The sequence below is a fragment of the Vreelandella arctica genome (genome assembly GCF_037070215.1).
GTDB lineage: Bacteria > Pseudomonadota > Gammaproteobacteria > Pseudomonadales > Halomonadaceae > Vreelandella > Vreelandella arctica.
In genome coordinates this window covers 22,035-33,875 of record NZ_JBANSN010000022.1, presented here as the reverse complement: position 1 = coordinate 33,875, position 11,841 = coordinate 22,035, and the positions used below count along the sequence as shown (strand labels likewise).

General features: G+C 55.9%; 10 protein-coding genes. 5 read left to right on the top strand and 5 right to left on the bottom strand.

Annotation, left to right across the window (positions count from 1 at the left end; all coding sequences use genetic code 11):
* Window positions 1–96 precede the first annotated feature (96 nt).
* On the top strand, window positions 97–2,625 hold the full coding sequence (locus V8L70_RS16795; RefSeq protein ID WP_101145790.1) for a penicillin-binding protein 1A: 2,529 nt from the start codon (window positions 97–99) through the stop codon (window positions 2,623–2,625).
* Window positions 2,626–2,733: 108 nt separating this feature from the next.
* Here V8L70_RS16795 and V8L70_RS16790 read toward each other — a convergent pair whose 3' ends face one another.
* The 5 genes from V8L70_RS16790 to V8L70_RS16770 all read right to left on the bottom strand — a co-directional run bounded on the left by V8L70_RS16790 (window position 2,734) and on the right by V8L70_RS16770 (window position 8,001).
* Complete coding sequence (locus tag V8L70_RS16790; protein WP_198556014.1) at window positions 2,734–3,033, bottom strand: ArsR/SmtB family transcription factor; 300 nt, start codon at window positions 3,031–3,033, stop codon at window positions 2,734–2,736.
* Between the two features lie 92 nt (window positions 3,034–3,125).
* Window positions 3,126–4,256 (bottom strand): NADH:flavin oxidoreductase, encoded by a 1,131-nt coding sequence (locus V8L70_RS16785; protein WP_101145788.1) that lies wholly within the window; start codon window positions 4,254–4,256, stop codon window positions 3,126–3,128.
* 166 nt (window positions 4,257–4,422) lie between these two features.
* Window positions 4,423–6,441: a TRAP transporter permease gene (locus V8L70_RS16780; protein WP_101145787.1), complete on the bottom strand. Its 2,019-nt coding sequence runs from the start codon at window positions 6,439–6,441 to the stop codon at window positions 4,423–4,425.
* A 32-nt stretch (window positions 6,442–6,473) separates the two neighbouring features.
* Window positions 6,474–6,986 (bottom strand): DUF1850 domain-containing protein, encoded by a 513-nt coding sequence (locus tag V8L70_RS16775; protein WP_101145786.1) that lies wholly within the window; start codon window positions 6,984–6,986, stop codon window positions 6,474–6,476.
* 43 nt (window positions 6,987–7,029) lie between these two features.
* Window positions 7,030–8,001, bottom strand: a complete 972-nt coding sequence (locus V8L70_RS16770) for a TAXI family TRAP transporter solute-binding subunit (protein WP_008958853.1) — start codon at window positions 7,999–8,001, stop codon at window positions 7,030–7,032.
* Between V8L70_RS16770 and V8L70_RS16765 the strand changes: the two genes are divergently transcribed.
* The 4 genes from V8L70_RS16765 (at window position 8,000) to V8L70_RS16750 (ending at window position 11,617) form a co-directional block, all read left to right on the top strand.
* A complete protein-coding gene (locus tag V8L70_RS16765) occupies window positions 8,000–8,176 on the top strand; it encodes a hypothetical protein (protein ID WP_008958852.1) in 177 nt (58 codons plus the stop codon). The two genes, V8L70_RS16770 and V8L70_RS16765, sit on opposite strands and share 2 nt — an antisense overlap.
* Before the next feature lie 152 nt (window positions 8,177–8,328).
* The gene (gene csiR, locus V8L70_RS16760; protein ID WP_008958851.1) at window positions 8,329–9,033 is read left to right on the top strand and encodes a DNA-binding transcriptional regulator CsiR; all 705 of its coding nucleotides are present in this window, start codon (window positions 8,329–8,331) and stop codon (window positions 9,031–9,033) included.
* A 123-nt stretch (window positions 9,034–9,156) separates the two neighbouring features.
* A complete protein-coding gene (locus V8L70_RS16755; RefSeq protein WP_101145785.1) occupies window positions 9,157–10,335 on the top strand; it encodes an acyl-CoA dehydrogenase in 1,179 nt (392 codons plus the stop codon).
* Window positions 10,336–10,402: 67 nt separating this feature from the next.
* Window positions 10,403–11,617 carry a CaiB/BaiF CoA transferase family protein gene (locus V8L70_RS16750; RefSeq protein WP_035587139.1) on the top strand — a complete coding sequence of 405 codons (1,215 nt, stop codon included), beginning with the start codon at window positions 10,403–10,405 and terminating at the stop codon, window positions 11,615–11,617.
* The last annotated feature ends 224 nt before the right edge of the window (window positions 11,618–11,841 follow it).

Below are 11,841 nucleotides of genomic sequence, written 5' to 3'. Positions count from 1 at the left end.
GTGGCCGCCGCCTCAGGTTCCTATAATGGCAGCCAATTGCATGATACGGCCGTTTAGATGCCTATCTTTTTATTCTTTCCAGGGTGCCCTTCGTACATGACGTTTCTTCGAACCCTTATTGTGTCGCTCTTTTTCCTGATTGTATCGTTAGTCGGTGCCACTGCGTTAGCCGTAGTAGGCGCCGCCATTTACTTTGCACCGGGGCTGCCCGACGTTCGCCAACTGCAGGATTTCGAACTACACACGCCGCTACGTATTTTTACCCAGGACGGTAAATTGATTGGCGAATTTGGTGAAGAGCGTCGCATGGCGATCAATTTTGATCAAATTCCTCAGGATATGATCAATGCCTTGATTGCCGCCGAGGATGCCAGTTATTTCGACCACGCAGGTGTCGACCCGCGCGGCTTAGCCAGGGCCGCAGTGGAGCTTGCGCAGAGTGGCGGCACCATCCAATCCGGTGGCTCGACCATCACCATGCAGGTCGCGCGTAACTACATGCTGACGCTGGACCAGACCTTTACGCGTAAAATTCGCGAAATTCTGCTGGCACTGCAAATGGAGCAGGTACTCAATAAAGAGGAGATCTTCGAGCTTTACGTCAATAAGATTTTCTTGGGCAATCGCGCTTATGGTATCGCTGCCGCCGCTGAAACCTATTATGACAAGCCGCTCGCCGAATTGAATTTGGCACAAACGGCGATGATTGCTGGCTTGCCCAAGGCGCCCTCTGCCTTCAACCCGCTGGCCAACTCCGAGCGTTCGCTGATTCGTCGTAACTGGATTCTGTTCCGCATGCGTGAACTGGGCTATATCGACGACGAGACTTATCAAGTCGCGGTGCAGGATCCCGTCACCGCCCGCCGCCACTTTACCCAAGCCGAGGTTGATGCCGCTTATGTATCGGAAATGGCGCGGCAGTACGCAGTAGAGCGCTTTGGCGATGAGGCTTACACCGGCGGCTATCGCGTCTACACCACCATTGATAGTGAGCTGCAGCCCTATGCCCGCCAAGCACTGGCCAATGGCTTGACGGACTACGACCTGCGTCACGGCTGGCGCGGGCCAGAGCAGAGCGACATTGCTTCCAGTCTTGTGGAAGCACAGGAGCAAACCGCGACCCAAGGGCTTGAAGAGGAGCTTTCCGAGTCGCCGGAAATTCGTCAGACCGCCCGCCAGGCCGCCCAGCGCAGCCAAACAGAAGTCGAGGGGATCGAGGGTGACGTCAGCAACTGGGTCCAGGTGCTTGAGCGCACGCCCAATTACGGCCTTCTACAGCCCGCCATTGTGGTCGAGAGCAGCGATCGCGAAATGCAGGTGCTTACCCGCCGTGATGGCCTACAAACTATTGCCTGGGAGGGCTTGAACTGGGCTCGTCCTTATCTGAGCCCGCGTAGCCGTGGTGCCGAGCCAAGCTCAGCGGCTGAGATTGCGGTACGTGGCGATCTAATCCGCGTGATTGAGAATGATGACGGCTCGCTTCGCCTCTCTCAGCGCCCGGATGCCGAAGGTTCGCTGGTGGTCCAAGACCCGCAAACAGGCGCTATTTTAGCCCTGCAGGGCGGCTTCGACTTTAATGCGAGTAAGTTCAATCGTGCCGTGCAGGCCCGGCGTCAATCGGGCTCGATCTTCAAACCGTTTATTTATTTAGCGGCCCTTGAAAATGGCGAAATGAACGCTGCCAGCGTGGTTAACGATGCCCCCGTGGTGCTTGACGATGGCAGTAACTCATTGTGGCGGCCGGTCAACTCTAGCCGCGACTTCCAAGGCCCCATGCGCTTACGCCCAGCCCTGGCCCGTTCGCGCAACCTAGTGACCATCCGTGTGCTGCAGACCATGGGGCTGGATTACACGATTAACTTTTTGGAAGGTTTCGGCTTCTCCCCCGCCCAACTTCCCAACGGCTTATCATTAGCACTAGGCAGTGCGAGCTTAACGCCCATGGAGATGACCAATGCTTATGCCGTTATCGCCAATGGCGGCTTCCAAGTAGCTCCATGGTTCATTGAGCGTGTAACCCGTGACGACGATAACGAAATTATCGATGAAGCCACTCCACAGGTCGCCTGCCCGAGCTGTGCCGAAGACCAGGAGACGGTGGAGATCGATGGTCGCGAGTACCCGATCGCCAAACGAGTAGCCGACCCGGCCGCTGTGTACATCTTGCGCGATATGCTGCGTGACGTTATTACCTCGGGCACTGGCCGCGGTGCGCTGAGCCTTAACCGTGACGATATCGTCGGCAAAACCGGTACGACTAACAGCCAGCGTGATGCCTGGTTTGCAGGCTTTAATAACAACTTGGTGACCACGGTATGGGTGGGTAAGGATAGTAACGAAACCATTTCTGAATATGGGGCTCAGGCCGCACTACCTATCTGGGTAGCGTTTATGGGTGATGCCCTGGAAGGAACGCCGAGTGCCGTGCCCGAACGCCCAGAGACTGTCGTTACGGCACGTGTGGACCCGAGCACAGGCCAGCGTTTAGCGGACGGTCAGTCTGGTGGTATCTCTGAGCTGTTCCATCAGGATCACTTGCCGGATTACCAGCAGCGCCGCATCAGCCGTGAGCTGGAAGAAGCCAGCGGTTCACAGGGGTCAGGCACCGCCGAGTCGATCTTCTGAAGCAACTGAAAAGGGCCTGGCGTAACCCGGGCCCAGTATTGATTTTCTAGCAACACCAACGATAAAACCCCGCTTTGGCGGGGTTTTATCGTTTAACGAAAGGACGTTTTATAGTCGCTCGCTCAGCTCGTGCAAAAAGCTTTCTGCCACATCATGCTCGTAACGGTAGTACGTCCACTGGCCGACCCGAGTGGAAGAAACCAAACCCGCGCGATAAAGCGTAGAAAGATAAAGTGAGACCGTCGGTTGAGATAGCGCGGTTTTATCACGAATATGGCTGACACAAACACCACCCTTCGGCGCCGTATCTTTTTGCGGCGGAAAATGACGCTCCGGCTCTTTAAGCCAGTAAAGAATGTCGAGACGTGCTGGGTTCGCCAGCGCGCTTAAAACGGTATTGATATCCATGATCACAGCCGTTCGTTGATAGCCAGATCATTATACGCGTTAAGGGCCAGACTGCCGAGGCAGCCTGACCCTTTCGCATCAAAGGATTGAACTTAACGTACTAGGGTGTCGAGCGCGCTGCTGTCAAAGTCAGAAAGCTCGTCAAGGCGACCATCACGTACTTTGTTAGCCCACTGCGGGTCAGAAAGCAGCGCGCGACCAATGGCAATCAAGTCAAAGTCATCACGTGCGCGCCACATGGCCAGCTCTTCCACATTGACACGGCTTTTGGAAGTCGGGTCTTCAGTGCGGGTAAAGTGCCCGGTACGGAACGTTTTATCGAGACCAACGCTGCCCACGGCGATAACCGGCTTGCCGGTTAATTCGCGAGTCCACGTTGCCAAGGTTTTATCACTGCCCTCAAAACCAGGTTCCCAGACGCGGCGTGTACTGGCGTGAAAAATATCCACACCATCATCGGCCAGCGGCTTGAGTATTTCACCAAGCGCGTCAGGGGTTTCAGCGATCATGGCGTCGTAGTCGGAGAGCTTCCACTGTGAAAAACGGAACATAATCGGAAACTCAGGGCCCACTGCTTCACGCACTGCACTTACAATCATACGTGGGAAGCGCAAGCGATTTTCCGCGCTGCCGCCAAAGGTATCGGTGCGCTGGTTACTCTCGGCCCATAAGAACTGGTCAATCAAATAGCCATGGGCGCCGTGTAGTTCGATGCCGTCAAAGCCAATGCGTTTAGCGTCACTGGCCGCGCGGGCAAACGAGGCGGCGACTTCGTGCATGTCGTCTTCGCTCATGGCCCGAACTACTTCAACGCCGTCTTCCACGATGCTCATCGGGCCAAAGCCGGGCACGCTGGTATCTGGCTCAACGCCTGGGCGCCGCTCACGGCCTACGTGCCAAAGCTGCGGTGCAATCTTACCGCCCGCGGCATGAACCTCTTCTACGACGCGCTTCCAGCCTGCTAATGCCTGCTCACCGTAAAAAGCGGGTACGCCGGGGTAGCCGTTAGCACCTAGGTGATCAATATAGGTACCTTCGGTGATAATTAATCCCACCCCACCTACGGCACGGCTTTTGTAGTAAGCCGCCACGTCCTCAGTGGGCACCCCGCCAGGCGACTGGTTACGTGTCATGGGTGCCATCACGATACGGTTACTTAGGGTCATGTTGCCCAGAGTAAACGTTTCAAAGAGAGGTGCCGATAGGTTCTGTTTAGACAACATCACTTTCGTCCTTTTATATATAGAAATATAGCAATATATTTAAACAGAGTGGTTGTATGGATAGCAAGATATAACGGTAGCAATAGCAAAAGGCCCAGGGCGATAAACCCAGGGCCTTTGAATAGCGTTCTAATCGCTGTGATTAAACAGCGTCCAGCACCAAGAGTTAACCGCTAACGGGCGTCACCTCCGGTTCGCGCTTGCTAGCCAGCCAGTTGGCGCCAATGGCGACGATCATCACTGCGACACCGGCAATCTCACTGAGCAGATTGGGGTAAAACACGGCAATAATCGCTGCAGTAATCGCGATGCGCGGCAGCCAAGACATGCGGGTAAACAAGTACCCTTCCAAGGCGGCAGCAAAAGCACCCAATGCCAAAATAGCGATCACTGCATTCCAGATCACCACGGGTACCGGCCCGCCCATAATGATCTCTGGATTGAAGACCATAAACAGCGGAATCAGGTAGAGCCCCTTAGCAAACTTCCACGCCTGGAAGCTGGTCTCCATCGGCTTACTACCCGCAATCGCCGCCCCGGCAAAGCCTGCCAAGGCGATGGGCGGCGTCACGTTGGAGTCTTGGGAGTACCAGAACACCACTAAGTGCGCGACCAGTAGCGGAATGCCAAACTCCTGGGTAAGCGCGGGACCCACCAGTACGATCAAGACGATATAACTGGCGGTAACCGGCAGCCCCATGCCCAGAATCAGACTGGCCAGCAGCACCATTAACAGCGCCAGCAGGATGTTACCGCCGGAGAAGGCCAGCATCATTGACGAGAACTTCAGCCCCAGGCCGGTTAGCCCGACAACGCCCACGATAATCCCGGCGACCGCACAGGCCATGGAAACCGCTACAGCGTTGCGCGCGCCTAACTCAAGGCCTTCGATCAGCTTGGCAAAGCCAGCACGTATGACGTCTTTAATCGCAGTGGCGGTTACCGGCTGCCCCTGACGAGGCGCGACAAACAAGAACCACAATGCATAACGAATCACCGCCACGGCCACCATGGTGACAACGGCGTAGTAGCCTACCCGCATCGGCGACATGCTCATCGCCAGCAGCCAAACCAGCACTGCCAGCGGCAGCAGGAAGTGCCAGCCATCCTTCATGACCTGGCGCATCTGCGGCAGTTGGTCCTTGGGTAGCCCCTGCATGCCCTGCTTAAGCGCGATGATATGGACGAACAGGTAAACCGTCGCGAAATACATAATCGCCGGCAGGATACTGACCTTGACGATGTCCAGGTATGGCGTATTGGTGTACTCAGCAATCAAGAACGCCCCGGCGCCCATCAATGGCGGCATAATCTGCCCGCCGGTCGAGGCCGCCGCTTCGATACCGCCCGCCTGCTTGGCCTTATAGCCCAGGCGCTTCATTAGCGGAATCGTAAAGGCACCGGTGGTGACCACGTTGGCTATCGCACTGCCGGAAATAGAGCCCATGCCCGCCGAGGCCAGCACTGCTGCCTTGGCGGGCCCGCCGCGCTGGCGGCCGGTGGCCGCATAGGCCATATCGATAAAGAACTTGCCCGCCCCGGTACACTCAAGAAAGGCACCAAACAGGACAAAGATAAAGATATAGGTCGCCGCAACGCCTAACGGCAGGCCAAAGATACCCTCTTGCCCCAGATAGAGCTGACCAGCGACCCGGTCAATGGTATAGCCGCGGTGCTCCAAAATGCCCGGCATCCACTCACCAAGCCATGGTAGCTCGCCCCGTGGCCCGGCAAACGCATAGACAATCGCCAGCAAGCCAATCACGGTCATCCCGAAACCCACCGCCCGGCGGCTGGCTTCCAGTACCGTGACCGTGGCAATGCAGGCGACCAGAATATCGGTACTGTTCCAGAATCCGGCACGGCTGAATATCTCATCCAGGTTGAGTACCAGGTAGCCACCGGTCAGCACCGCACCGGCAAAGAACAGTAGATCAAGTCCCCAGCCCACTACTCCACGTTTGCGAGTTGGGCCAAAGGCGGGAAACATTAAAAACGCCAGCATCATAATCAATGCCAGGTGAATACTGCGCTGATAAAAGAGCCCCAAGGGCTGAATACCGGCTGAATAAAGCTGAAACAGGGAAAGACCCACCGCCACAATGGTGATCGACCACAGCACCATGCGGGGTTGAATCGCATTACCGCCCGGCATCACGCTTGGCGGTTGCTTGGATTCGTTCATGAAGTCCTCGGAAGCGTTAACTAATGTCGTTTTTATTCACGCGGGGATGCGTGAGGGGCTATTAGCTGAATGGTCACGCGTTGCCCAGCAGCGTGATCACTTAGGCTCACCGGCGCATGCTCACCGCCAGGCCATACTACGCGATGGTTGACAGCAGGAGAGCCAACTCTCAATACATACCGGTTATTGGTGACAGGCTCGTTAATCGCATTAATCCAGTAACCGCCTTCACCGTCTGACACCTGCTCGCCGCGGCCAAAAATATGCCCGAGCCCCGCGGCAAAATCAGGTTGATGACTACGCTCCAATTGCATGACGCCCGCTGCATTACGATAGCAATCCAGCACCGTAAAATGCTCAACGGAGTGTTGCCACTTTATACACCAGCGACCACCAGCAGGCACCGCTTCATCCACCAGGGTGTCGCCTTGCTCAGTCACGACGGCTAGGCGCATAAACGCCGACGCCGAAGCGGGGGAAGCCCCCACTTCGGCGAACGGAGAACATGCAATCAGTAGCGCCAACAGTCGTTGCTGCCACTGCATGGCAATATCCTTCAATGCACTATCCTTCAATGCACTTTAGCGGTTACGGACGCAGACGATCCGGAATTTCAGCACCGACTTCTTCGAAGTAGCGCAGTGCACCTGGGTGTAGCGGCACCGGGGTAGAGTCCATGGTGAACTCAACGGTGGTGTCGTTCGCTGCCGGGTGAACGGCAATCAGCTCATCGGTGTTTTCGAACAGCAGTTGCGTCAGCTGGTAGGCCAGCTCTTCGTCCATATCGGCATTGACGACGAGAACATTGGGAATACCAATGGTCTGTACGGCTTCATCCATGCCGTCATACATACCGGCTGCCAGTTCGTAAGGGGCAAATACCGCCTCTTCTTCCTGGGCATTGGCCACTTCTTCATCGGAAAGACCGATCAGACGAATATCACGCGTGGCGGCTAGGTTAAGAATGGAGCTGGTCGGCGGGCCAACGCTCCAGAAGCCTGCATCGATATCACCGTCACGAATCGCATCGGCCGTTTCGTTGAAGTTGAGGCGCTGGGGAGTGAAATCGTCGTAGCTGACGCCGTTGGCTTCGAGCAGTGCACGCGCGTTCAGCTCGGTGCCACTACCCGGCGCACCAACGGAAACCCGTTTGCCTTCTAGGTCGGCAATCGACTCGATATCCGACTCGGCCAGGGTGACCAGCTGTACTGCGTTAGGGTAAACCGACGCCAGCGCACGAGTGTTTTCGATCTGACGACCTTCGAAGTCACCGGTACCGGTGTAGGCCTGATAGACAGTATCAGCCAGTGCCAGCGCAAGATCCGCATCGCCGCGCATGATCAGGCCCATGTTCTCAACCGAGGCACCGGTCACTTCAGCGGTCGCCTGGGCGCCTTCGATGTGGTTGTTGATCATTTCGGCAAAACCACCACCGATCGGGTAATAAACGCCGCCAGTACCGCCGGTAGCGATTGAAAGTTGTTGAGCGCTTGCGGGAAGCGCCACTGCGAGCATAGAAGCGGCAGCGGCTGTGGTGTATAGAGAGCGTAGAGTTCGCATGAGCGTTTCCTCCGTCCTGCTTGGACTTATAGGTATGGTTGACGAAAAAGGAGGTGTTGAAGCCCCAGCTTCTGCTAACTATCTAAAAGTAACCAGAAGCGGTGGAGGAGAAGTTAGCACGGCTGATGCGTTAGATGCTAATGAGGGTTATCAGCTCAGCGCCACCCTTAATTAGGCTTTGATCTTGAGACCAGACCTTGACAGAGGTCGACGCAGAAAAATGATGAAATTCTGCATAAATATATTCCTCTATGCCAAATTGTTATTATTTGGTCATTATAGCCGATAATTTTTCCCTTTCGTCAGTTGCCCAGGAGCCTTACCGCTATGGAGCTCAATGTTTTTGAGAAAGGCGCACCGCGCCAGAATCTGGCCATCAGTGCTTATCAGCAACTCAAGCATGACATTATCCGAGGCCGCTACGCTCCAGAACAGAAGCTGTTGATGAGCCACCTGAAAGAGCATTACGGCGCCAGCACCGGGCCACTGCGGGAAGCACTCTCACAGCTGGTGGCAGACCGCTTAGTGGTGGCGATCAGCCAGCGCGGTTACCGAGTGGCCCCGATGTCGCTGGCCGAACTCAACGACATTTACGACGCCCGAGCACAGCTTGAGGGGTTAATCCTGCGTCTAGCCATCGAGCGCGGCGACGACGACTGGGAAGCCATGGTGCTGGCCACGGCTCACCGGCTGGCCAAGGTCACCGATGTCAGCACCCCGGATGAGCTGCTCGACATTTGGGACCAACGCCACAAGGCATTCCATACTGCCATCGCCAGTGGCTGCAACTCCCCTCACCTGCTGCAGATGCGCGACACCCTGTTTAATCAAGTGGAGCGCTACCGTCATCTATGGCTTCAAGAAACCGTGATGTCACCCCAAGCGCTGGAGCTAAAGCGCCAGGAGCACGCCGCGCTGGTGGAGGTCATTCTAGCCAGGGACACTGCCCAGGCCGACACCTTGATGCGGGACCACTTGATGACCCCAGTGCCGATTATTACTCGGGTGCTTGAGGCGCGCGGCATCCGTTAATCGCTTCCTTTCAAAAGTTAAATTCTGCGTTTTAAAAAAATGTAGATATTTTATAAAAACGGCGATACATTGATTGTCAGCTATCTTGCATTTATTCCTGCCCACGAACTTAGGAAACACGCCATGACACATTTTAACTGGGACGACCCGCTGCTACTGGAACAACAGCTCACCGACGAAGAGCGCCAGATCCGCGATGCCGCCTACGATTACTGCCAGGAAAACCTTCAGCCCCGCGTGCTGACCGCCTTCCGCGAAGAGCGTTTTGACCGCGAGATCATGACCGAAATGGGCGAGCTTGGCCTGCTGGGCGCTACCGTTTCCCCCGAGTACGGCGGTGCAGGCGTTAATCACGTCGCCTACGGCCTGATTGCTCGCGAAGTCGAGCGCGTTGACTCCGGCTACCGTTCCGCCATGAGCGTGCAGTCCTCGCTGGTGATGTATCCCATTGAGACTTACGGCTCTGAAGAGCAGAAGCAAAAATTTCTGCCTAAGCTTGCCAGTGGCGAGATGGTGGGTTGCTTTGGTTTAACCGAGCCCGACCACGGCTCCGACCCCGGCAATATGATTACCCGGGCGGAAAAAGTTGACGGTGGCTACCGCCTGACCGGCGCCAAAATGTGGATCACCAACAGCCCAATCGCCGATATCGCCGTGGTTTGGGCGAAATCAGCAGCCCACGATAATCAGATTAAAGGCTTTATCGTTGAGCGCGGCACCGAAGGCTTCACGACCCCTAAAATCGAAGGCAAAGTGTCACTACGCGCATCGATTACCGGTGAGATCGTGCTGGATAACGCCTTCGTTCCCGAAGAGAATCTGCTGCCCAACGTCAGCGGCTTGAAAGGCCCATTCGGCTGCCTGAACAAAGCCCGTTACGGCATTGCCTGGGGCGTCATGGGTACCTCTGAATTCTGCTGGCACGCGGCACGCCAGTACACCCTCGACCGCAAGCAGTTCGGCCGCCCGCTGGCCGCCAATCAGTTGATCCAGAAAAAACTCGCCGACATGCAAACCGAGATCACTCTGGGCTTGCAGGCAGCACTGCAAGTCGGCCGATTGATGGATAGCGGCAACTGGGCGCCGGAAATGGTCTCGCTGATCAAGCGCAACAACTGCGGCAAGGCACTGGATATCGCCCGTCAATCGCGCGACATGCACGGCGGCAACGGCGTTTCTGATGAGTACGGCGTGATTCGCCATATGGTCAATCTGGAGTCGGTGAATACCTACGAAGGCACTCACGATGTGCACGCGCTGATTCTGGGCCGCGCACAAACGGGTATTCAGGCATTCTTTTAAGAACCCCTGAATGACGCCCCGTTAAACGCCAACAGCCAAGGAAACCGCCTTTATGAGCAAGCCCCCTATGAGTGAGCCAACCAAACCACTGGCCGGCATTAAAGTACTCGATATCTCCCGCGTACTGGCCGGGCCGTGGTGCGGTCAAATGCTTGCGGATATGGGCGCGGATGTCATTAAGGTTGAACGCCCCGGCAGCGGCGATGACACTCGCCACTGGGGCCCTCCTTGGCTGGCGGGCACTGAAGAGTCGGCGTACTACCTGTGCGCTAACCGCGGCAAACGCTCGGTGACCGTCGATATGGCCAAGCCCGAAGGCCAAGCGGTCATTAAGCAGTTAGTCGCGCAATCGGATGTGCTGATAGAGAACTTCAAGGTCGGCGGACTCAAGCGTTACGGCTTGGATTACGCCAGCCTGAAAGCGCTAAATCCTAAGCTGATCTACTGCTCGATTACCGGTTTTGGCCAGGAAAGCCCTTACGCCCACCGGGCGGGTTACGACTTTATGATTCAAGCCATGGGCGGGATTATGAGCCTAACCGGCAAGCCCGATGACGAACCTGGCGGCGGGCCAGTGAAGAGCGGCGTCGCGTTTACCGATATTTTTACCGGGCTGTATGCGGCCAATGCGATACTCGCCGCGCTTTATCAGCGCCGCGATAGCGGCGTTGGTTGCCATATTGATATGGCATTGATGGATGTCCAGGTGGGTGTGCTCGCCAATCAGGCGTTGAATTACCTGACCTCCGGCAATGTGCCCCAGCGCTTGGGTAACGCCCACCCCAACATCGTGCCTTACCAGGCGTTCGCCACCCAAGATGGCCATATGATTATGGCGGTCGGCAATGACGAGCAGTTCAAACGTTTCTGCACGGTGCTTTCGCTTCCGACCTTGGCTGAAGACCCACGCTTTGCCACCAACGGCGCCAGGGTGAATCACCGGGCACTGCTGGTACCGCAATTGGAAGCGGCGCTGGCCCAACGCACCACCGATGAATGGTTGGCTGCTTTTGAAGCAGTTGGCGTGCCCTGCGGGCCGATCAATACGCTCGATCGGGTGTTCGATGACCCGCATGTAAAAGCGCGCGGGCTCAAACAGACCCTGCCCCACGACCAAGCGGGCCACGTTGATCTAGTGGCTAATCCTATCCGCTTTAATGGTGCTCAACTGAGTGCCACCACGGCGCCGCCCCACTTGGGCCAACACACAGAAAGCGTGTTGGAAGAGCTTGGGATTACTCCGGAGCAGCGTACGGCGCTTCGCGAAGCGGGCATTATTTAGCCGCTTTTTGTCGTCAAAACCACTTCCTTTCTTTAGCGCCTGAATAGGCGCTTTTTTATGCCTTTTTACTGAAAGAAAAGCGGTAAGCAAAAGCGCGATACAGGCAACATTTCTGTACAAAACCTATACCAACACTGTATTAATATTTAAAATAAGCATTGCAAAACTAAGCATTGCAAATACTGGACATTACAAAAACTGAGCATCAGAAAAATATGCATCGC

Coding starts and splice junctions, on each gene's coding strand:
- V8L70_RS16780 (WP_101145787.1), bottom strand. CDS start 6,441: ATGAACGAATCCAAGCAACCGCCAAGCGTGATGCCGGGCGGTAATGCG.
- V8L70_RS16790 (WP_198556014.1), bottom strand. CDS start 3,033: ATGGATATCAATACCGTTTTAAGCGCGCTGGCGAACCCAGCACGTCTC.
- V8L70_RS16775 (WP_101145786.1), bottom strand. CDS start 6,986: ATGCAGTGGCAGCAACGACTGTTGGCGCTACTGATTGCATGTTCTCCG.
- V8L70_RS16785 (WP_101145788.1), bottom strand. CDS start 4,256: ATGTTGTCTAAACAGAACCTATCGGCACCTCTCTTTGAAACGTTTACT.
- V8L70_RS16770 (WP_008958853.1), bottom strand. CDS start 8,001: ATGCGAACTCTACGCTCTCTATACACCACAGCCGCTGCCGCTTCTATG.
- V8L70_RS16795 (WP_101145790.1), top strand. CDS start 97: ATGACGTTTCTTCGAACCCTTATTGTGTCGCTCTTTTTCCTGATTGTA.
- V8L70_RS16750 (WP_035587139.1), top strand. CDS start 10,403: ATGAGTGAGCCAACCAAACCACTGGCCGGCATTAAAGTACTCGATATC.
- V8L70_RS16755 (WP_101145785.1), top strand. CDS start 9,157: ATGACACATTTTAACTGGGACGACCCGCTGCTACTGGAACAACAGCTC.
- csiR (WP_008958851.1), top strand. CDS start 8,329: ATGGAGCTCAATGTTTTTGAGAAAGGCGCACCGCGCCAGAATCTGGCC.
- V8L70_RS16765 (WP_008958852.1), top strand. CDS start 8,000: ATGAGCGTTTCCTCCGTCCTGCTTGGACTTATAGGTATGGTTGACGAA.